This window comes from Plantibacter sp. MDV22-iso1, from assembly GCF_058408345.1.
Genome location: NZ_JBZVDY010000001.1, coordinates 2,071,302 through 2,090,931, shown reverse-complemented (window position 1 = coordinate 2,090,931; position 19,630 = coordinate 2,071,302). Strand labels below are relative to the sequence as shown.

Below are 19,630 nucleotides of genomic sequence, written 5' to 3'. Positions count from 1 at the left end.
CCGGAGCCCCAGGGCGTCACTCGACCGCGTGGAGCGGGATGCGGGCGAGCGTGCGTCCGCTCAGCACGAGGTCGTCGTTGGTCGAGGTGACCGCCAGCTCGGTGACCGTCCACTCGAACAGGGTGACGTCGCGCCAACGCTCGAGGAAGGCGGCGAGCGCCGCGGTCTCGGCGGCGTCGAGCTCATCGCGGAAGTGGTGCAGGCCCACCCCGACGAGCGGTGCTGGACGCCCGCCGACCGCCCGCTGGATGGGGGCGAAGGCGTCCGCGATGGCGGGGAGGTAACAGCGTCCGCGGTTGAAGCCACCGATGACGGGGCCCGCCAGCCTGACCCGGAAGGGCGTGAACGCGCCGACGCTCGTCCGCAGCCCGTCGAGGAACCCGGATTCCGCGTCGATGGAGGAGAGCGTCGCGTGCAACCGGTGTGCGCGTCGGAGCTCGATGCCTCGGGCGAGCTTGGGTGCGAAGGGTGCCGAGGCGAGGTCGGCCTCGTAGCTCAGGAAGATCGGATCGACGAACAGCCGTTCGACCGGGACGGGGACGACGACCGCCAGGCGCGCCTCGTCGTACCGCCCGTCACGGTAGACGCCGTCAGGACTCGCGGCGAGCGCGAGCGGGTGGTCGGCGTCGATCAGGGGGAGCTGGGCGTACCGGTAGCGCTCGTCGAAGGTGAGCGCCTCACCTGGTCCGAAGGTGGAGCGGACGACGTCCCAGCTGCGGAGGGCGTCGTGCGAGTCCGACGACGTGTCCACACCGCTCGAGGCCGTTTCGGGGACATCGACCTCGAACGCCCGGTCGGCCGATCCGCCGGTCACCGTCCGGATCAGACCCGTCGCGACGCCGGTCGGCAGCGCACCGATCGTGTTTCCGGACGCACCGGCGGAAGAGGGCATGTCGTGAGGTTAGTGGAGCCGTCAGCGCAGCACGTCGGTGACACCCCGAATTCGGGTGATCGACCCAATTCACCGCATGGCCGACCCGAACGCCGACACCGTCAGCCGATCAGTGCGCCTTGCCGACCTTCCAGTAGCCGCAGAACATGACACGGTCCTTGGGCATGCCACCACGGACCCAGAGCCGACGCACGTTCGCCGCCAGGGACTGCTCTCCGACGACCCACCCGTAGCACGGGGCGGTCGGCACCCCGAGGGCCGTCGCGGCGGCCAGCGCCGCTCGTCCGGGGACGTCGTGCGGATCCTCTCGGACCACCCATCGCAGCTCGACCCCGTCCGGGACACGCACGTCCTGCGCGTCCTCCGCGGAGGGGATCTCGACGATCGCCGTCCCGACGGTCGACGCCGGAAGCGAGGTCAGGATGCCTGCGACGGCGGGGAGCCCGGTCTCGTCGGAGACCAACAGCACTCGATCCACGTCGGCCGGGAGGTTGAACATGCGCCCCTCGTCCAGCAGCCCCACCGCATCGCCCACCTCGCACGACTGGGCCCAGCTCGCCGCGGGCCCCGCGGTCCCCTCGGCGGCCGACCCGTGGATGACGAAGTCGATGTCCAACTCCGGCCCGTCGGGGCCGTCGCGACGGAAATCCCGCACCGTGTAGTTCCTGAGCACCGGTCGCACGGACTTGGAGATCGCGAGGTACTTGGCGTAGGCCAGCATGTCGAGCTTGGTCGGCAACCGCTCGAGACCGCCCTCGGAGACCGGTATGAAGAACCGGAACCACTGGTCGTACCCGAGGAAGGTGAAGTCGGCGATGTCACCGCCACCGAGGGTGACCCTGGCGATGTTCGGTGAGACGCGCGAGCGGCGGACGACCCGCAGCGTGAGGAGGGTCGCCGCCTCGGGTTTGATGCGCGCCGTCTCGGCATTCGTGCGAGCCACTCGAGCCCCTTCCTCAGGCGGCTCCGACAGCCGCGACTGAGGCTACCCTAACTCAGGTCACCCTTACTTGGAGGCGTCGGGTTCGGCAGCGGCGACCTTCCGGGAACGGGCGTCGAGCGACGCGAAGACGAGCGCCACGACCACGAAGCCGATCGTGACGAGGGTGCTGTTGCGATACGCGTCGTGATAGACGTCGAGCGACGCACCGGAGGCGCCGCCGTCGTTCTCGGAGTACACCGTCGCGTAGAACGTCGCCGTCGCGGCGGCGAGCCCCACCGCGGTCCCGATGCGCTGGCCGAGCTGGCCGATCGATCCGGCGACACCACCGGAGGCCACGGGGATGTCCGCGAGCATCAGTGTCTGGTTGGGGGAGATGACCGCGCCACCGCCGATGCCGGCGAGGAGCATCGCGGCACCCATCGCGTACGGCGTGATCTCCGGGGGCGTGATGAAGGCGAGGAGTGAATTGAGACTGAACCCCACCACGACCAGCACGAGCCCACCGACGACCAGGGGGCGTCCGAGTCGGTCGACGACCCGACCGCTCAACCACGAGCTGACGGCCGAGGCGAGGGCGAAGGGGATCGTGATCATGCCCGCGAAGACCGGCTCGAGCCCGAGCCCCTGCTGCACGAACAGCGTGAGCGTGAGGAAGGTGGCCGGCATCGCCGCGAAGTACGTCGTGGAGATCAGGACGCCGTTGCGGTAGCTGCCGAGCTTGAACAGGGAGAAGTCGACGACGGGTGTCTTCCCGGCGCGTTGATAGCGACCCTCCCACCACGCGAAGAGGCCGGCGAAGATGGCGAACGCGACCAGCAGCCACCAGCGCGCCGGGTCGTCGCCCGGGGAACCGGTCGTCAGGACGAACGGCAGCATGAGCGACAGCACGGCGAGACCGAGGAACACGATGCCCACCGGGTCGAGCGATCCGGCGCCCGCCTCATGCGGCTGCTGCTTGGGCAGCAGTCGCGCGGCGATCGGCAACAGGATGATCGCGAGCGGGACGTTCATCCAGAAGAGCAGGCGCCAGCCGTCCTCCGGGCCGCCGATGGCGATGAGCAGGCCGCCGAGCGTCGGGCCGAACGCCGTCGAGAGGCCGATGATGGCTCCGAAGAGACCGAAGGCGCGGCCACGCTCCTTGCCGACGAACAGCTGCTGGATGAGCCCGATGACCTGCGGCATCAGCAGGCCCGCGGCGATGCCCTGGAGGATCCGACCGCCGATGAGGATCCCGACGTTCGGTGCGACGGCGCAGGCGAGACTGGCCGCTCCGAACACACTCAGGCCGATCATGAACATGCGACGCCGGGAGTGCAGGTCGCCGTAGCGCCCGGCGGGCACGAGGATCAGACCGAACGCCAGGGCGTACCCGGCGACGATCAGCTGCAGGGCGGTCGGGCCGGCGTCGAGCGCCTGCTCGATCGACGGCAGTCCGACGTTGACCTTCGAGAGGTCGAGGATCGTGAGGGCGGCGACCGACACGCAGATGGCGAACGCGCGCCATTTCGTCCGGTCGTCGGGGGCGGTTCGCTCGTCAGTCATCCTGGCCAGCCTAGGCCCGCGTCAACCCGGTCCGCCCCGGCTTGACGGGCGCGGATCCACCGTCCTGTGCAGCATCTTCGGGCTCAGAACCGGCGCAGACGATGACGGGGCAGCCGTCACGGGCTACGCTCGGAAGATGCATATGGATGCCCCTCGCGGGCTGCAGGACCCCGACGAACTGGCCGAACGACACCGCATGCTGGCCGAGTCGCCGGCACTCGCGCCGCTGCGCGACTGGTCGGACGCGATGATGACCCGCCGAGGACGGCGGCAGGCGGACCTCGTCCTCCCGCTCGTCGACCCGGCCGATGCGGCCGTCAACGCGAAGACACTGATCCTCCTCGACGCCCCGGGGACCCTGGCCCCCGACAGCCTCGACGCTCCGGGGTCCGGGTTCGCCTCGGTCGACAACGACGACCCGATCGCCGAGAGCCTCTGGAATCTGCGGAACGACATCGGCTTCGACGACGTCATGGTGTGGAACATCGTCCCGTGGTACCTGAGCGCCGGGCGGAAGAAGCCGAACGCGCCCGAGGTCGCCCAAGGCGCGATGGAACTGCGCGCCCTCCTGCCGCTCCTCAAGAACCTGCGCGTCGTCGTCCTCTGCGGACCCCACGCTCAGGACGGTTGGTGGAAGCACGTCGAGCCACTGCTCGGCAACACGTACAGCGCCTTCAACGCTCCGCACCCCTCGCCGTTGTCGCTGAAGCAGCCGGGTCGTCGCGAGGAGATCGAGAAGGTCTTTGCCCGCGCCAAACAGGTCGCCGGCTGATCACACACCCCCGTTCGCAACCCCCTCGCCCGTCGGGTCAGGGGGTTGCGTGCATCTGAGGCCTCGTTAGGGTCGATGGACGAGGAGAGGAGCATCACATGGACATCGGCACCATCGTCATCCTCGCCGCGCTCGTCCTCCTGGCGGTCGCGGCCGTCTGGTACGTGTCACGGCGAGACCGCGCCGCGCGCTCGGCCGACGAACACCGCTCGCACGACAACGACGCGGAGGTCGAGCGCGAACGCGCGAGAGGCCTCGCGGAGGGCACCGGCGGCGTGCCCCGTCGTGGCGGTGGCCCGATGGGGTTCTGACCCCGCGAACGCACAGGAACGGTCGCCACCCGCGAGGGATGGCGACCGTTTCCGCATGTTGGGCGCCGGGCTCTAGACGAGCGGCGGGAGGCCTGCTGCGACGCGAGCGCCCAGCGTGCCGTCGACGGCGGTCCAGTAGGCGATGACCCGCTCGCGGAGATCCGCTCGCGTCACCTTCGAGACGTGCCCGATGATGTTGCCGACGAGACGGTCGCGGGCGGCGTCGTCGAGCACCTCGCGCACGAGGGTCCCGGCCTGACCGAAGTCGTCGTCCTGGGCGTGCAGCGTCGCGGCTGCCCGCACGAGCTCGCCGTCGGACTGCCAGCCGTTGGACTCAGCGGCACGCGCAGGGTCGGCGTGGGCGCCACCGACCGAGTTCGGTGCGTAGACCGGCGCGTCCGCGTCGTTGAAGGTGTAGCGCATGGCGCCTTCCTTCGAGTACGTGTGCACCGGCGCGTGCGGGGCGTTCACCGGCAGCTGTGCGTGGTTGGTGCCCACGCGGTAGCGGTGTGCGTCCGCGTAGCTGAAGATGCGGGCGAGGAGCATCTTGTCGGGGCTCGCAGCGATCCCGGGGACGAAGTTCGACGGCGCGAAGGTCGCCTGCTCGATCTGCGCGAAGTAGTTCTCCGGGTTGCGGTCGAGGGTCATCTTGCCGACCTCGATGAGCGGGTAGTCGCTGTGCGGCCAGACCTTGGTGAGGTCGAACGGGTTGAAGCGGTAGCCCGCGGCGTCGGCGTACGGCATGACCTGGACGGAGAGCGTCCAGCTCGGGTGCTCGCCGCGGGTGATCGCCTCGGAGAGGTCGCGGATGTGGAAGTCGGCGTCCTCGCCGGCGATCTGGTCGGCCTGGTCCTGCGTGAGGATCTCGATGCCCTGGTCGGTCTTGAAGTGGTACTTCACCCAGAAGCGCTCGCCTGCGGCGTTGACCCACTGGTAGGTGTGCGACCCGAACCCGTCCATGTGCCGCCAGGAGCCCGGAAGACCGCGGTCGCCCATGAGCCAGGTGACCTGGTGTGCGCTCTCGGGGGAGAGCGTCCAGAAGTCCCACTGCATGTCGTGGTCGCGCAGGTGCGAGCCCGGGAGTCGCTTCTGCGAGCGGATGAAGTCGGGGAACTTGATGCCGTCGCGGATGAAGAACACCGGCGTGTTGTTGCCGACGAGGTCGTAGTTGCCCTCGCTCGTGTAGAACTTCAGCGCGAAGCCGCGGGGGTCGCGCCAGGTGTCGGGGCTGCCCTGCTCACCGGCGACGGTGGAGAAGCGTGCGAGCATCTCGGTCTCGACGCCCGGCTGGAACAGTGCGGCACGCGTGAACTGGGAGACGTCGCCGGTCGTGACGAACCGTCCGAACGCACCACCGCCCTTGGCGTGGACGACACGCTCCGGTACCCGTTCGCGGTTGAACTGCGCGAGCTTCTCGACCAGGTAGTGGTCGTGGAGCGCGATCGCTCCGTCTGCGCCGACGCTCTGGGAGTGCTCGTCGCTCGCGACGGGTGCTCCGCTGTTGGTGGTGGTGTAGCTGGTCTCGGACATGTCTCTCCTCGAGGGTGGGGCTGGTCGGACGGTCGGATGGATTCAGCACTGCCACCCTGGCGGTGACAGCTGACGATCGGCATGGAGGTGCCGTCGAGTGGTCTGTGGAACGGTGTCAGGCGGCATCCGCCTGGCACGCGGGGCACACTCCCCAGAACGTGATCTCGGCCGTGTCGATCAGGTACCCCGCCGCGTCGTCCGGGTGCATGCACGGCGCCGCGCCCTGCGTGCAGTCGACGTCGACCACGGCGCCGCACGAGCTGCACACCAGATGATGGTGGTTGTCATCGACACGCAGCTCGTACCGGCCGGGATGGCCGTCCGGTTCGATCCTGCGCACGAGGCCGGCTGCGACGAAGGCGTTGAGCACGCTGTACACGGCCTGTGGGGAGGTCTGCGGTGCTCGCGGCTTCAGGGAAGCGACCACCTGCTCCACGTCGGCGTGCGGTGTCCGGGCGAGGATCTCGAGGACGGCGAGACGTCCCGTGGTCACCCGCAGCCCGGCGGCCCGGATCCTCGTGTGGAAGTCGTTCGTCGCCGACTCCACCTTCGATCCGTTCATGCAGCCACCGTACCGAGTTGTTTTGAATTAGTCAAAATAAGGACTTCCCCTCCGCGTTGTCCCGCAGCCAGCCCAACTCTAATATCAGATATGAGTGATGGACCGATGGGTGACGCCGGATGTGGAGAACTCCCGGTCACGACGGGCGAGCGCCGGGCTACAGCTCGATCGTCAGCAGAGGTCGAAGCGAACGTCGGGTCTCCTCGGCCATGTCCACGGAGTCACGATCGAGCAGCCACTGCAGCTGGAGACCGTCCATCATCGCGATGAGCATGCGCGCTGCACTCGCGGGTTCGACGCCGTCCACCAGCTGACCCTCGCGCGCCATCACCTCGAAGGAGACGGTCATCCCGTCGATCAACCAGCTGTACCGCCGGACGAAGTGTTCGTGCGCCGGGTGGTCCGGTGAGGTCGCCTCGGCGGACAGGACGCAGTGGAGCTCGACGAGACCGGGGACGCGCATGTTGTGCTCGACGAGGCGGAGGAGCCCGCGGATGCCTTCGATGCCGCTCCCGATCTCGATGCCCGACTCCTCGCGATCCCGGTCGTCGCGGAAGTCGAGGATCGCGGCGAGCAGGTCGTTCTTGGTCGGGAAGTGGTGGAGGAGGCCGGCCTGGCTCATGCCCACGCGCTCCGCGACCTCGCGGAGCGATCCGCTGCGGAAGCCTTGCTCGGCGAAGACGTCCATCCCCGCCTCGAGGATCTCCCGGCGTCGTGCCGCCGTCTTGGCGTAGCTGCCGCGGGAGCGGCCCGTCTGCGTCACCGTCATCCTGCGATCGTATCGGGCGTGCGGTCCGCCGGCGAAGGGTCCCGAGGCACCCCCAGCCCGGTACTTCCCCAGGTCCCTGTCGTACGGTGTCGCCATGAGACGCCGCATCGAGCCCGTGTACGACACCGCCGTCGGTGTCGGTCGCTCCCTCTTCGGCTTCTGGCGCCTGCGCCGTCACACCAGTGGCATCGAGCACCTGCCCGACGAGGGTGGCGCGGTGATCGCGATGACCCACTTCGGGTACCTCGAGTTCGCACTCGTCGAGTGGGCGACCGTGCTCCACAACCGGCGCCGCATCCGATTCATGGCCAAGCAGGGCGCCTTCGACCAGCCCCTGGTGGGCCGTCTCCTCCGGAGCATGCGGCACATCGCCGTCGACATGCGCGCCGGCGCGGCCGCCTATGCCGACGCCGTCGCAGCACTCCGCAGCGGCGAGCTGGTCGGGGTCTTCCCCGAGGCCGGCGTCAGCGCCTCGTTCACCGTCCGCGAGCTCAAGTCGGGCGCGGTCCGCCTCGCACAGGAGGCCGGCGTGCCGATCATCCCCGTCGCGGTCTGGGGTGGTCATCGCCTCCTGACGAAGAACCACCGGGTCGGCTTCCGCGAGCGGTTCGGGGTACCAGTCCACTTCTCGTTCGGCGAGCCGATCAGCGTCGCGCCCGGCGCCGACGTGGGCGCGAGCACCGAGCAGCTCCGCGACCGCCTCCAGGGCATGATCGACGAGCTGCAACGCGACTATCCCGTCGACGGCACCGGGGCGTGGTGGCAACCTCGCGCTCTGGGCGGGACGGCTCCGACGCCTGCCGAGGCTGCAGCCGCCGACCTCGAACGCGAGCGTCGACGCGAGGCGCGTCGGCAGACGACGAGCTGAGCGGACGTCCGCCGCGGTCTATCCTGTGGAGGTGCCACCTCTGACCTCGTCGACCCACCCCGCAGGGCGTCGTCGCTCTGCCAGCCCGCGCCCCGAGCGGAGCGTGGCACCGTGAGTCGTGGGTGGAACGGCTTCGTCGCGAAGTCGACGTGGCTCCCGAAGTCCTGGCGCGAACGCGCTGAGCGCGCGCTGTCGGAGACCCCCGCGGCGCCGATCGCACCGGACACGAACGACGCCGAGTCCGCAGCGGACCACTCGCCACGGCGCACGCCCGATCCCACGCCTCGGGCGACGCCGACGCCCGAGGCTCAGCAGCCCGACGACTCGGCGCCACTGGACGGCGGTGACGCGCACGCACCCCGGAGGCCCGTCGCCGGCCCGGACGTCGACGAGGCGGCCTCAGCAGACGCGCGGTCCACGACCGGCCTGGTGGACCCGGTCGCCCTCCCCGTCACCGCGTCAGCCCCGATCGTCCCGCTGAGCGTCGCCATCACCGATTTCGAGCTCGCCGACGACTCCGTCATCGGCCCGGCATCCGTCCTCGACAACCTCGAACTCACGAAGGCCGCCGTGACCCGGGTCGCATCGGCGATCCTCACGACCGAGGGCCCGATCGCCGTCCCTCGCCTCGTGACCATCGTGGCTCGGCGCTTCGGCGTCGACCGACCGTCCGAGGAGTCCCGCACCGAGCTGTCGGCGCTGGTGACGGACGCGTTCGTCGTCCAGAACGGCTTCGCCTGGCCCACCGGACTCGACGTCGTCACGTGGCGAGGCGTCCGCCGGGTCGTGCATCGCGACCACCGCGCGGTCACCGACATCAGTCCCGCGGAGATCTGCAACGCCATGGAGCTCGTGATCACCGCGAGCCCCGATCACGAGGTCGACCGCGAGCAGCTGCCGATGCAGGCGGCGTCCGTGCTCGGCTACGGTCGCCTCGGTGAGACCGCTCGACGCTGGCTCGACCTGACACTCGCCCAGGCGGTGCTCCACGGTCGTCTCATCGAGGACGGCGAACGCATCCGCCTCCCCTGACACAGGTCGTTCAGTGGACGGGCGGACCCTGCTGGCCGAACGGCAGGCTCGTGTCGGTGACGCCGTCGATGAAGGCGTCCATGCGCTGGAGGTTGAACCGACCCTGGTCGTTGAGCAGGAACTGGTACTCGTGCTCGAGCCCTGGCCGGAAGTCCGGGTTGAAGATCATCGATTGCACATCCACACCGAGGCCCTGGAGCCTCGCCTTGAACTCGACCGACTGCGGGTAGAGCGGATCCCAGTTGCCGACCGTGATGTACGTCGGCGGATACTTCGCGGTCAGGTAGTCGACGACGGACGCGGACGCCACCTCAGGTCGGGTCTTGTAGTCGCGCGCACCGAAATACGACCAGAGCACCGTGTCGAGGAACCACCCGAAGCTGCCCTCGGCGTTGACCAGGCTGAGGTCGTACGCCCCGCACGCGAGGACCACCCCTGCGAGCTGCTCCGGCTCGATCGGCGATTCGACCTTGATGGAGCTGGCGTACTCGGAGCTCGTGACCACGTTCGCGACCTGGGCGGCGATCTGGGCACCGGCGGAGTCGCCGGCGAGGATGAGCTTGGACGAATCCACGTTGAGCGCGCGTGCGTTGGCGTCGAGGTAGCCGAGCGAGTCGGCGACCTGCTCGATGGGCAACGGGTACTGGCCCTCCGGCGCGATCGTGTACTCGACCGCGACCGCCGTGTACCCCTCTCCGGCCAGCACGCGCATGTAGTTGGAGATGAGTTCCTTGCTGCCGGAGATCCAGGCTCCGCCGTGCACCCACACGATCGTCGGGAGGGCCGCGCCACTCCCGCGGACGCCATCGGGCGTGTAGACGTCGAGCAGCGCGTCCGCGTCGCCGGAGCGGTACGGGATGTCCTGTCGGACGTCGACACCGTCGGGGACGTACTTCACGAGATCCGATTGCACGACCTTCGCCCGCTCGTCGAAGGCCATGCGGATGACCATCGAGCCGGGCCACGGGGTCAGCTGCAACCAGACGAAGATCACCAGCGCGATGGCGAGGATCACGCCGATGATCCAGAACATCGTGTTGCGGACGACACGGAGGAAGCGCGCGAAGCCCGAGCGAGGGGGTGCTGTCCTCAAGCGATTCACCTCCTGGCGGGTCTGGACGGCGGCGCTGCCTGGCGGAACACGAACGTCCAGTCTCGCATTCGATCGGACACCCACTGCGTCCCGGAAGTTTTTCGACGGATTTCGTGACGAATGCCCACTGAGCTGCGTCTTACCCGATGACCGGACATCATCACCGGTTTCCAACGCAGACGAAGGAGAACGCCATGAGTGCATCGGACAAGATCCAGAACGCCGCTGAGGACCTCGCGGGCAAGGCGAAGGAGGCCCTGGGCAAGGTCACCGGCGACGACAGCAAGGTCGCAGAGGGCAAGGCCGACCAGACGAAGGCCGACGCCAAGAAGGCCGGCGAGAATGTCAAGGACGCGTTCAAGCACTAGTCCTCGCGATACAGTGGCTGCCCCCGCCCACCGGCGGGGGCGGTAACACGGTCGACCGGCACCCCGTTCGATCCAGCGATCACATTTGGAGACATCATGAGTTTTCTCGGCTTCCTGCTGCTCGGCCTCATCGCCGGCGCCCTCGCAAAGGCAATCCTTCCGGGCCGTCAGGGCGGCGGCTGGTTGATCACGCTGCTGCTCGGCGTCGTGGGAGCACTGCTCGGCGGCTGGCTCGGTGGCATCCTGTTCGGCGCGAACCTGCAGGAGTTCTTCTCCCTGCAGACGTGGCTCCTCGCCATAGGCGGATCCATCGTCGTGCTGCTCATCTACGGCGCACTGACCCGCAACAAGAAGGCGTAAGCGCCTCCACACAGCACTCGGACGCCCGGCCCCTCCAAGGGGCCGGGCGTTCGTGCGTGTCGAGGTCGTCGCCGACAGCACGGTGTCCGCCGTTTCGGGGACTGTGTAGCGCCCCGGGTCCTGTCAGAATGTCTGATGTCCGATATCAGCATCTGATATGAGAGGAGGGGGTCTCATGGACTTCTACCGGAAGCTGCTCGAGCTGCTGCGCGCGATCTGCGGCTGGCTCTGACCCGCACGCACGAACGCCCGGTCCACCAGGACCGGGCGTTCGTGCGTCACGCTGCGACCGGAGTCAGGCGTGCTGGCCCTCGTGCTCGCCCTCGCCGATCTCCTCGACGAGCTTCGCGTTGAAGGCCGGGAGGTCATCGGGCGTGCGGCTCGACACGAGTCCCTGGTCGACCACGACCTCCTCGTCCACCCAGGATGCACCCGCGTTGCGCAGATCCGTCTTGAGGCTCGGGTAGCTCGTGAGTTCGCGACCGCGGACGACGTCCGCCTCGATGAGGATCCAGGCGCCGTGGCAGATCACCCCGACCGGCTTGCCCTGCTCGAAGAAGGCCTTCGCGAAGGCGACCGAGGTCTCGTCCACGCGGAGGTCGTCCGCATTGACGACACCGCCGGGCAGCACCAGTGCGTGGTAGTCGTCGGAGGAGGCCTCGGCGACCGCGACGTCGACGGGCTGGACGTGTCCGTTCTTCCCGGTCACGTCCTGGGTGGCGGGCGACACCAGTCGGGCGGTCGCTCCGGCTCCGGTGACCGCCTCCCAGGGACTCGTCAGTTCACTGTCCTCGTAGCCGTCCGTGAGCAGGAAGGCCACCTGCTTGCCGTTGAGTTCTGCGCTCATCGTCGCTCCAATCCGTCAGCGTCGAGACACCGTCCGGCGCCTCGCCAGCGACGATACGCTCGGCTCCACCGCTCGGACCCGGGCTTCCGCCGAACGCGAACGGGGTTGCTCAGGCGTCGCAGGCGATGCCGTCACCGTCCCGATCGAGGTCGTAGACATCGCTTCCGACGACGTACACGGGGCCGGGCGTGTACGCCGGGCCGTTGCCGCTCCCGCCGGCGCAGTCGACGTCGCTGGCGATCGGAACGCACTGCCCCTCGTAGTTCGGGTCGCATCCTCCACCGGCGGGCTCGGCGACGGGCGCAGGAGGCGGCGGCGGAGCGGGTTGCCGCGTCCCGACGGACGTCACCTGCGCGATCGGTTGGACCGACACGAGCTGCGCGACGAGCTCTCGAGCGATCTCGACCCCGGCTCGCGTGGTGACGCGGTAGGTGTTCGTCTGCTGCCCGGGGACGCCCGCCGTCGTCACGACGACCTGACCGACGTCGATGTCCGGGTCCTGGACCTCGGTCACCGCGAACGGGATCTCCACCACCTCGGTCACCTCGGTGACGACGTCGGTCGGGGTGGGGGTCGGCGTGGTACTCGGTTCGGCGGCGGACGTCCCCTCCGGAGCCGACAACAGCGCCGCCGGCCGGGGCGCGACCGGGTGGATGGCCGCGTTGGCGCCACCACCCACGACGACCAGGCACAGGGCGGCACCGATCACCGCGGCCGCCATCCCGCGGTTGCGGATCCCGAGGGAGGAGACGCGACCACGGACGAGCGCGACCGCACCGATCACCACGGCCACCAGGGCGACGAGTGCGAGCATCGCCCAGAACGCGCCACCGACGGCGCTGACGAGCAACAGTGCTCCGACCAGGCTGAGCAGGACGATGTGGAGCGGACCGAGGTGGCGCGTCCGGGTCGCCCCAGCAGCAGGAGGGACGGTGGCCGGGGGAGCGGGCACGGCCGCCGGCACGCGTTGCCCACCCCAGCCGACTCCGGTCCACCATCGTTGCTGGCCGGGCTGCTCGGGATCGGGATACCAGCCTGCGGGAGAAGTCATGCCCTGATGCTGGGGCCTGGAGCAGGACGGCACAAGGTCCCCGAGTGGGGCGAGAGGGGATTCCTCCCGCGCCGTGTCACGGCGCGTGTCAGAGGCCGACGAAGCGGATGGTCTGCTGCAGGCGCGTGCGGATGTCGAACAGCTGGTTGCCACCCATGCGGTCGACGCCCGGGAGACCGGTGCGGAGGAGGTCGGCCAGGCGGGAGCGCTCGACGAGCACCGTCACCGGATGCTTGCGACCGATGAACTCCACCGACTCCGGGGTGGCGCCGTCCGGCACGACGATGACGGAAGCCGTGAACTTCACCCGGGCCGCCTTCGCGACGGTCCGGGCCGAGCGCACGATCGACCGGACGGGCTCCTCGCGAGGATCGAGCGTCTCCCCGACGACCTCGCCGCGGTGCACCCGGACCGGCCCACCCCAGTCCTCCGACTTGACCGCGAACAGGCCGGTCGGGCCGAGGACGACATGGTCGAGCTTCGCTTCGCCCGGCGCCAGGACGTCGTGCCAGACCGTGTATCCGATGCCGAGCGTCGCCACGGTGCGCGCCGTCTGCTCCTCGGCGAGCGCGTTGGCCAACTGGTGCCGGATCTCGCGCGGAGCCGAACGGACGAGCTTCGGGTCGTAGGGGTCGTCGAGCGGGACACCACGGCCGACCCACTCCCGGATGAGCCCGAGGTAGGCCTCGCGCGAGTCTCCGCCGGGGTGCCCGTAGGCGCGAGCGCGGGGTCGCGAGTCGGCGCGCTGCGTGCCCGACCGACCCGTGCTCGACGCCGACCAGGTCGGAGCGTCGTCGTCGCCCGCGTCGGAGGACGGCGTGTTGCGCCCGCGGTCGTAGGCGGCCCGGTCCTGTTCGGTTCCGACGCGCTCCCAGGCGAGCTGGACGGCGTTGAACTGGCGCGCGCTCCCGCCGAGGTCGGGGTGGGTCTCGCGCATGAGCCGTCGGTAGGCCCTCCGGAGCTCGTCCTGCGTCGCCGTCGTGCTCACACCGAGCACCTCGTAGGGGCTGGCTGAGAGTGGGCTCTCCGGCATGGAGGGTGGTCGCTTTCGTCGGCGGCGTCGGTCGGTCCGACACGGCAGACTATCGCCATCACCTGGAAGACCGCCCGAACCGGCGCCCGGTCGGGCATCGGCAAACCCGAGGCGCTCAAGCACGGCTTCCAGGGATTCTGGTCACGACGGATCACCGACGAGCATCGGCTGGTCTACCGCCTCACGGACGACGGCGTCCTCATCGCCCAGGCTCGCTTCCACTACGAGTAGGGCCGGGGACCCGGAACGGCTCAGGAGCTCGGTAGGAGGATGCCGTCGTCCAGCAGTGCGCGGACCCGGGGGAGGAGTTCGGCGCGGAGTTCCGCCGCATCGACCTCGACGAGCTGGGCGATCGCGTCGATGATGGCTCCCAGGGTCAACTCGCCGTCGCAGGCGCCGACGAGCCCCGCCAGGCCCGTGTCGATTCCCACCGAGCGGGCCAGGCCGCCACCCTGCCGCAGGGTCATCGCCGTCGGATCCTCGTCACCGGGCCAGTAGTGGCGCTCCTCGGTGACGTCGCCCGCGAGGATGACGCGTTCGCCGAGCAGCTGCTCGTCGTCGAGCGCGACCTGCCAGTCGTGTGCGAGGAGACACACGGCGAGGTGCGCACCGAGCCCGGCGGCGTTCGAACCCGCCTGCCCGTGCAGCCGCTCGAAACGGCGCAGCGGCGTGGACGGGTCCGATCGACGGAGCAGCACGTACCCGAAGCCGACCCCGGTCACGGCCCGAGCCGCGAAGTCGTCGAGCCAGGCTCCCGCGAGGCGCTCGAACTCCGGCGTCCCGAGGCGGGTGCCACCGTCCCGGATCCACGTCTCCGCGTATTCGGCCGGATCCTGCACCTCGCGCTCGATGACCCAGGCGTCGACCGGTTCCGGACTGCGCTCCACCCATCCGGCCACGCGGTCGAGCCCGTCGGCACCGTCTCGGTACTCCCAGTTCCCGAGGAACTGCGCGACCCCGCCGGGCGTCAGATGCCGGGCGGCCTCGAGGAACACCGACTCCACGAGCGCATCGCCGACCAGACCGCCGTCGCGGTATTCGTAGCTCGGCACGCCCTCGGCGCGCGGGGTGATGACGAACGGCGGGTTGGAGACGATGCGGTCGAACCGTTCGCCGGCGACGGGTTCGAACATGCTGCCGTGGCGGAATTCGATCGAGTCGATGCCGTTCAGGCGCGCGTTGAGTGCGGCGAGCTCGAGTGCTCGCTCGGAGATGTCCGTCGCGACCACGTGATCCGCGATCCGCGACAGGTGGAGCGCCTGGATGCCGCACCCGGTCCCGAGGTCGAGTGCCGTTCCGATCCGCTCGGGGAGGATGATGCCGCTCAGGGTCATCGACGCGCCGCCGACCCCGAGGACGTGCTCTTCGCCGAGCTCGTGACCCAGCGCGAGCTCGCCGAGGTCGGAGGCGATCCACCACGCACCGCTCCCGTTGGCGTCGACCCAGGCGTACGGACGCAGATCGATGGCCGGGGCGACCGATCCGTCGTGACTCAGGCCGACGAGACCGAGCGCCACCGCGCCATCGAGGCCGAGCGACGGCAGAGCACGCGCCGCGTCATCGGCCCCCACGGCGACGCCGAGCACGAACAGCGTCGACAGCGTCGCGATCGGTTCAGTGCCGGCCGTCCGGCGGCGTTCGTCGAGCGAACGGATCGCCACGGCCCGGTTGGAGCGGTGCAGGGCCGCCTCGGCCGTCTCGCCCCAGAGACCGCGCACCCGTTCCACCGTGTAGCCGGCCGCGTCGAGGTCGGAACGGAGGAGGTCGATCAGTCGCTGGTCCACGCCCACCAGTGTGCCAGCTGCGGGGTGGGCCGGATCGCCCACCCCGCAGCCGCCGTCAGCGATCCGTGGTGAGGATCGCGTCGAGGTCCTCATCGGTCTGCTCGTCGTGCTCCTCGACCTCGCGCTGCGCGGCCTTCGCCGTGCGCTTCAGCTCACGCTTCTCCAGACGGCGCTCGGTCCGGCGCTCCAAGAGCAGGTACAGCACGGGCACGAGGATGAGCGTCAGGAGCGTCGACGACACCAGGCCACCGATCACGACGATCGCGAGCGACTGCGAGATGAACACCCCACCGCCGGTGAGCCCGAGCGACATGGGCACGAGCGCGAAGATGGTCGCGCAGGCGGTCATGATGATCGGCCGCAGACGGAGTCGGGCTCCGTGCAGGACCGCGTCGTCGATGCCGTCGCCCCGAGCCCGGTACGAGTTGACCAGGTCGATGAGGACGATCGCGTTCGTGACGACGATGCCGATGAGCATGAGGAGGCCGATCATCGACGGGATGCCGAGCGGGGTCCCCGTGATGAGCAGGGCCGCGATCGCGCCGGTCGCCGCGAAGGGCACGGAGACCAGCAGGATGAGCGGCTGCAGGAGGCTCCGGAACGTCGCCACCATGACGATGAAGACGAGCACGATCGCGATGAGCATCGCGAGGCCGAGCTGCGCGAACGACTCCTCCTGCTCCTGGGCGACACCACCGACCGAGGCGGTGACCCCGCTCGGCAGGTCCAGGCCGTCGAGGCCCTCCCGGACGGCGAGCGTCGTCGCGCTGAGGTCGTCACCCGTCGGCGTCGCCGACACGGTCACGGTCCGGACGCCGTCGATACGCGTGATCGCCGCTGCGGCACGTTCCTCGCCCACCTGCGCGACGGCGCTGACCGGGATCGGGACGGCGCTGACGTTGGCGAGGTCCTTCTGCGCCTGGGTGAGGCGGTCCGCCTCCGCCTGCTGTTCGGCGGCCTCGCTCTCGGCGTCCCGCATCGCTTCCAGCTGCTCGTCGATGGTCGTGATCGAGCCTTGGAGCTGGGAGATGGCGTCGCTCAATCCGGCGAGTTGGGCGGCGCGTGCCTCGTAGGCCTGTCGCGCCGCCTCCTCCTCCGGTGTCGTGGGCGTGACCGGCGGCACCTCGACGGGAGCCGCTTGCAACGCACTCAGCTGAGCCCGCAGGGCGTCGAGCTGCGAGGCCGCGGTCGAGCGGGCGTCCTGGAGTTCCGAGCGCTGGGTCGCGGCCTGGGATGCCGCCTCGTCCTTCGCGCGCTGGGTGGCCTCGTCCTGCTCGGCCGTGAGGGCGTCGGTCGCGGCCTTCTGAGCCGCGGCCTGCTGCAAGGCACTGACGGGGAGGGGGAGTGCGGCGATCTCGGCCGGCGTCGTGCCGACCCGCTGCGAGCGGACGATGATGTCGCGAGACGCTCCCTCGAGGATGACCGAACCCATCGGGGTGCCGCGGAGCGCACTGGCGATGGCCTGGCCGACCTGTTCCTGCGTGAAGCCGTACCGGGCGGCGGCGGCGCGGTCGACGTTCACTTTGAGCAGGCCCTGCTCGTCGGCGAGGTCGCTCGTCGCATCGCGGAGGCCGTCCGTACCGCCGAGCATGTCCTGTACCGCGGCCGCCGCCGTGGCGAGCGCCGCTGGGTCCTCACCCTGCAGTGTGACCTCCATGCCGCCTCCGCCACCGGTGAATCCGCCCCCGGCGTCGCCGACGGTGACCTCGCCGACGTCGTCGAGCTTCGCCACGGCGTCCCGGATGGTGTCGGCGACGCCCTCGCGCGAGCTCTCCTCACCGACGGTCACGCTGATCTGTGCCGTGTTGCTCGAACCGTTCCCACCGACGGTGGTCAGGTATCCGGACACGCCGGCGGTCTTCGCGAGGACCGCTTCGACGGCCGCGGCCGCGTCGCTGGTGACGTCGAGGCTTGTCCCCTCCGGGAGTTCCTGCGTGACCGTGACGGTGTTCTCGCCCCCGATGTCGCCGAGGTAGTCGGTCTTCAGGAACCCCGCCGAGACGATCGTCCCCGCGAACACGACCGCCGCCACGAGCAGGGTCACGAACGGACGCTTCAGGGCGGTGCGCAGGACCGGCAGGTAGGCGCGCTGGAGCTTCGAGTACGCCTCGGACTCGTCCTCGACGACGGACGCCGCTTCGGTGGCCGCATCGTCGGTGGCCTTGCCGACAGCCGGGGCGGAGGAGCCTCGCATGAACCAGTAGGCGAGCACCGGCACGATCGTGAGCGAGACCACGAGGGATGCGATGAGCGCGACCGACACGGTGACGGCGAACGGTCGGAACAGCTCGCCGACCGTCCCGCCGACGAAGGCGACCGGGAGGAACACGGCCACGGTCGTGATCGTCGACGCGGTCACGGCCCCGGCGACCTCGCGGACCGCCTCGACGACGCTCGTGGTCGTCATCGCCCGCCCGGTGTGCCGACGCTTGATGTTCTCGATCACCACGATGGAGTCGTCGACCACCCGCCCCACGGCGACGGTCAGCGCCGCGAGCGTGAAGATGTTGAGCGAGTAGTCGCCGATCCACAGACCGATCATCGCGATGAGGAGCGAGAGCGGGATCGACACGGCCGTGATGATCGTGGACCGGATCGACAGCAGGAACACCAGGATCACGATGATCGCGAACAACAGCCCGAGCCCGCCCTCGACGGAGAGGTCGTGGATGGACTGCTCGACCATCGGCGACTGGTCGAAGACGACGGTGAAGGCCGCACCCGAGCCGAGCTCCTGCTCCAGCCCGGGGAGCGCGTCACGGATGGTGTGGGCGAGTTGGACGGCGTTGGCCGACGGGTCCTTGAGGATCGTGAGCGACAGCGACGGGAGACCGTCCGCCCGGGCGATGGAGGTCTCGGCTGCAGGCACGAGCTCCACGTCCGCGACGGCGGAGAGCGCGAAGGGCCCGTCCTCGTGCTGGATGGGGAGCGCCTGCACTTCGGCCAGCGAGCCGACGGCCGAGCCGACCTCGATCGAGAGCTCCTTGCCGGCGTCGACACTCGTCCCGGCAGCCGTGATGACGCCGCTCGCCTGGACGGCCGCCATGACCTCCTCCGCGGTCACCTTCTTGGCCGCGAGGTCGGCCGGACGCATCGTGATGACGAGCTGCGTGGCGTTCTCGCCCGCGAGATCGACCTGGCGCACGCCGGCGATGCCGCGGAGCGCGGGGAGCACGGTGGTCTCGACCCTGCCTGCGAACTCACCGGACTCGTCCCCGGACGCGACCGCGAGCTGCAGCACGGGGATGTCGTCGCTGCCGCCCGCGTAGACCTCGGTGGTCGTGTCGCTCGGAAGCGTGCTCTTCAAGCCGGCGAGGGCGCTGCGGATGTCACCGACGATCTTCTCGTCGTCCTGCCCGAAGTCCCAGCTCACCTGCACGGACGTGGAACCGCTGACCGACGTCGAGGTGACGCCGGTGACGCCCTTGACCCCCTGCACCGCCTGCTCGACGGGCTTTGTGACCTCGCGCTCCACCGACGACGGCGAGGCGCCGGGGTACGTCGCGGCCACGACGGCACCCGGCTGCTGCACGGACGGCAACAGTTCCTGCTTCAGGGAACCGACCGCGAAGAGTCCGAAGGCCACGATCGCCGCGGTGATGAGGCCGACGATCAGTCGATTGGCGAGGCTGAGCCTCGTGAGGAATGACATGGAAGGACGGGCCTCTCGGTCGCGGAGTGGGCGCCATCCGCCCCACTCCACGCTATGGAGCGGCGCCCCTGATCACATCCGCACGAGGATGGACCTGAAACGGCACCGGCATCCGCCGATCGGACGACATCGGTGGTCCCGCGGTACCAGCCTCGACCGCGAGGAAGCTGCGCCTTGACGGCACCGTCCTCCGATACCGGGCGTACCCTTGATACCCGAGT

Annotated in this window: 18 protein-coding genes and 1 pseudogene; 7 read left to right on the top strand and 12 right to left on the bottom strand. The window is 69.7% G+C overall.

What is annotated here, in order from left to right; translation table 11 throughout:
* Window positions 1–16 precede the first annotated feature (16 nt).
* The 3 genes from AC4PMY_RS10065 to AC4PMY_RS10055 all read right to left on the bottom strand — a co-directional run bounded on the left by AC4PMY_RS10065 (window position 17) and on the right by AC4PMY_RS10055 (window position 3,377).
* A complete protein-coding gene (locus tag AC4PMY_RS10065) occupies window positions 17–892 on the bottom strand; it encodes a hypothetical protein (RefSeq protein ID WP_064294071.1) in 876 nt (291 codons plus the stop codon).
* A 109-nt stretch (window positions 893–1,001) separates the two neighbouring features.
* Window positions 1,002–1,835 (bottom strand): siderophore-interacting protein, encoded by an 834-nt coding sequence (locus AC4PMY_RS10060; RefSeq protein WP_491622606.1) that lies wholly within the window; start codon window positions 1,833–1,835, stop codon window positions 1,002–1,004.
* A gap of 63 nt (window positions 1,836–1,898) precedes the next feature.
* The gene (locus tag AC4PMY_RS10055) at window positions 1,899–3,377 is read right to left on the bottom strand and encodes an MFS transporter (RefSeq protein ID WP_064294069.1); all 1,479 of its coding nucleotides are present in this window, start codon (window positions 3,375–3,377) and stop codon (window positions 1,899–1,901) included.
* 136 nt (window positions 3,378–3,513) lie between these two features.
* Between AC4PMY_RS10055 and AC4PMY_RS10050 the strand changes: the two genes are divergently transcribed.
* Both AC4PMY_RS10050 and AC4PMY_RS10045 read left to right on the top strand, forming a co-directional pair.
* Window positions 3,514–4,149 (top strand): uracil-DNA glycosylase, encoded by a 636-nt coding sequence (locus tag AC4PMY_RS10050; protein ID WP_158596626.1) that lies wholly within the window; start codon window positions 3,514–3,516, stop codon window positions 4,147–4,149.
* Window positions 4,150–4,247: 98 nt separating this feature from the next.
* Window positions 4,248–4,460, top strand: a complete 213-nt coding sequence (locus tag AC4PMY_RS10045; protein ID WP_079003740.1) for a hypothetical protein — start codon at window positions 4,248–4,250, stop codon at window positions 4,458–4,460.
* Between the two features lie 72 nt (window positions 4,461–4,532).
* On the opposite strand, the gene AC4PMY_RS10040 is transcribed toward AC4PMY_RS10045, so the two are convergent.
* The 3 genes from AC4PMY_RS10040 to AC4PMY_RS10030 form a co-directional block, all read right to left on the bottom strand.
* On the bottom strand, window positions 4,533–5,990 hold the full coding sequence (locus AC4PMY_RS10040; protein WP_491622605.1) for a catalase: 1,458 nt from the start codon (window positions 5,988–5,990) through the stop codon (window positions 4,533–4,535).
* Window positions 5,991–6,105: 115 nt separating this feature from the next.
* On the bottom strand, window positions 6,106–6,552 hold the full coding sequence (locus AC4PMY_RS10035) for a Fur family transcriptional regulator (RefSeq protein WP_491622604.1): 447 nt from the start codon (window positions 6,550–6,552) through the stop codon (window positions 6,106–6,108).
* A gap of 157 nt (window positions 6,553–6,709) precedes the next feature.
* Window positions 6,710–7,321: a TetR/AcrR family transcriptional regulator gene (locus tag AC4PMY_RS10030; protein WP_491622603.1), complete on the bottom strand. Its 612-nt coding sequence runs from the start codon at window positions 7,319–7,321 to the stop codon at window positions 6,710–6,712.
* A 94-nt stretch (window positions 7,322–7,415) separates the two neighbouring features.
* Here AC4PMY_RS10030 and AC4PMY_RS10025 point away from each other — a divergent pair, with 94 nt between their 5' ends.
* On the top strand, window positions 7,416–8,189 hold the full coding sequence (locus tag AC4PMY_RS10025) for a lysophospholipid acyltransferase family protein (protein ID WP_071262017.1): 774 nt from the start codon (window positions 7,416–7,418) through the stop codon (window positions 8,187–8,189).
* Between the two features lie 111 nt (window positions 8,190–8,300).
* Window positions 8,301–9,221: a hypothetical protein gene (locus tag AC4PMY_RS10020; RefSeq protein WP_491622602.1), complete on the top strand. Its 921-nt coding sequence runs from the start codon at window positions 8,301–8,303 to the stop codon at window positions 9,219–9,221.
* A 10-nt stretch (window positions 9,222–9,231) separates the two neighbouring features.
* On the opposite strand, the gene AC4PMY_RS10015 is transcribed toward AC4PMY_RS10020, so the two are convergent.
* Window positions 9,232–10,314: an alpha/beta hydrolase gene (locus AC4PMY_RS10015; protein ID WP_491622601.1), complete on the bottom strand. Its 1,083-nt coding sequence runs from the start codon at window positions 10,312–10,314 to the stop codon at window positions 9,232–9,234.
* 194 nt (window positions 10,315–10,508) lie between these two features.
* Between AC4PMY_RS10015 and AC4PMY_RS10010 the strand changes: the two genes are divergently transcribed.
* Together AC4PMY_RS10010 and AC4PMY_RS10005 are read left to right on the top strand one after the other, a co-directional pair.
* On the top strand, window positions 10,509–10,682 hold the full coding sequence (locus AC4PMY_RS10010; RefSeq protein WP_064294062.1) for a CsbD family protein: 174 nt from the start codon (window positions 10,509–10,511) through the stop codon (window positions 10,680–10,682).
* Window positions 10,683–10,778: 96 nt separating this feature from the next.
* Window positions 10,779–11,042, top strand: coding sequence for a GlsB/YeaQ/YmgE family stress response membrane protein (locus AC4PMY_RS10005; protein WP_064294061.1), 264 nt, complete (start codon window positions 10,779–10,781; stop codon window positions 11,040–11,042).
* A 295-nt stretch (window positions 11,043–11,337) separates the two neighbouring features.
* Here the strand turns inward: AC4PMY_RS10005 and AC4PMY_RS10000 are convergent, their stop codons facing one another.
* The 3 genes from AC4PMY_RS10000 to AC4PMY_RS09990 form a co-directional block, all read right to left on the bottom strand.
* The gene (locus AC4PMY_RS10000) at window positions 11,338–11,889 is read right to left on the bottom strand and encodes a type 1 glutamine amidotransferase domain-containing protein (RefSeq protein ID WP_064294060.1); all 552 of its coding nucleotides are present in this window, start codon (window positions 11,887–11,889) and stop codon (window positions 11,338–11,340) included.
* Window positions 11,890–11,998: 109 nt separating this feature from the next.
* Complete coding sequence (locus AC4PMY_RS09995; protein ID WP_491622600.1) at window positions 11,999–12,940, bottom strand: G5 domain-containing protein; 942 nt, start codon at window positions 12,938–12,940, stop codon at window positions 11,999–12,001.
* Between the two features lie 88 nt (window positions 12,941–13,028).
* On the bottom strand, window positions 13,029–13,973 hold the full coding sequence (locus AC4PMY_RS09990; protein ID WP_491622599.1) for a J domain-containing protein: 945 nt from the start codon (window positions 13,971–13,973) through the stop codon (window positions 13,029–13,031).
* Window positions 13,974–14,045: 72 nt separating this feature from the next.
* Between AC4PMY_RS09990 and AC4PMY_RS09985 the strand changes: the two are divergent.
* A pseudogene (locus tag AC4PMY_RS09985) lies at window positions 14,046–14,204 on the top strand (Txe/YoeB family addiction module toxin); the annotation flags it as partial.
* Between the two features lie 20 nt (window positions 14,205–14,224).
* Here the strand turns inward: AC4PMY_RS09985 and AC4PMY_RS09980 are convergent.
* Together AC4PMY_RS09980 and AC4PMY_RS09975 are read right to left on the bottom strand one after the other, a co-directional pair.
* Window positions 14,225–15,799: a DUF7059 domain-containing protein gene (locus AC4PMY_RS09980; protein WP_491622689.1), complete on the bottom strand. Its 1,575-nt coding sequence runs from the start codon at window positions 15,797–15,799 to the stop codon at window positions 14,225–14,227.
* A gap of 13 nt (window positions 15,800–15,812) precedes the next feature.
* Entirely contained in the window at window positions 15,813–19,409 is a 3,597-nt protein-coding gene (locus AC4PMY_RS09975) for an efflux RND transporter permease subunit (RefSeq protein ID WP_491622598.1), read from the bottom strand.
* Window positions 19,410–19,630: the final 221 nt, after the last annotated feature.

Bases quoted from the DNA above. Each gene is read 5' to 3' on its own strand.
- AC4PMY_RS10065 (WP_064294071.1), bottom strand. From the start codon at position 892: ATGCCCTCTTCCGCCGGTGCGTCCGGAAACACGATCGGTGCGCTGCCG.
- AC4PMY_RS10055 (WP_064294069.1), bottom strand. From the start codon at position 3,377: ATGACTGACGAGCGAACCGCCCCCGACGACCGGACGAAATGGCGCGCG.
- AC4PMY_RS10050 (WP_158596626.1), top strand. From the start codon at position 3,514: ATGCATATGGATGCCCCTCGCGGGCTGCAGGACCCCGACGAACTGGCC.
- AC4PMY_RS10045 (WP_079003740.1), top strand. From the start codon at position 4,248: ATGGACATCGGCACCATCGTCATCCTCGCCGCGCTCGTCCTCCTGGCG.
- AC4PMY_RS10040 (WP_491622605.1), bottom strand. From the start codon at position 5,990: ATGTCCGAGACCAGCTACACCACCACCAACAGCGGAGCACCCGTCGCG.
- AC4PMY_RS10035 (WP_491622604.1), bottom strand. From the start codon at position 6,552: ATGAACGGATCGAAGGTGGAGTCGGCGACGAACGACTTCCACACGAGG.
- AC4PMY_RS10030 (WP_491622603.1), bottom strand. From the start codon at position 7,321: ATGACGGTGACGCAGACGGGCCGCTCCCGCGGCAGCTACGCCAAGACG.
- AC4PMY_RS10025 (WP_071262017.1), top strand. From the start codon at position 7,416: ATGAGACGCCGCATCGAGCCCGTGTACGACACCGCCGTCGGTGTCGGT.
- AC4PMY_RS10010 (WP_064294062.1), top strand. From the start codon at position 10,509: ATGAGTGCATCGGACAAGATCCAGAACGCCGCTGAGGACCTCGCGGGC.
- AC4PMY_RS10005 (WP_064294061.1), top strand. From the start codon at position 10,779: ATGAGTTTTCTCGGCTTCCTGCTGCTCGGCCTCATCGCCGGCGCCCTC.
- AC4PMY_RS10000 (WP_064294060.1), bottom strand. From the start codon at position 11,889: ATGAGCGCAGAACTCAACGGCAAGCAGGTGGCCTTCCTGCTCACGGAC.
- AC4PMY_RS09995 (WP_491622600.1), bottom strand. From the start codon at position 12,940: ATGACTTCTCCCGCAGGCTGGTATCCCGATCCCGAGCAGCCCGGCCAG.
- AC4PMY_RS09990 (WP_491622599.1), bottom strand. From the start codon at position 13,973: ATGCCGGAGAGCCCACTCTCAGCCAGCCCCTACGAGGTGCTCGGTGTG.
- AC4PMY_RS09975 (WP_491622598.1), bottom strand. From the start codon at position 19,409: ATGTCATTCCTCACGAGGCTCAGCCTCGCCAATCGACTGATCGTCGGC.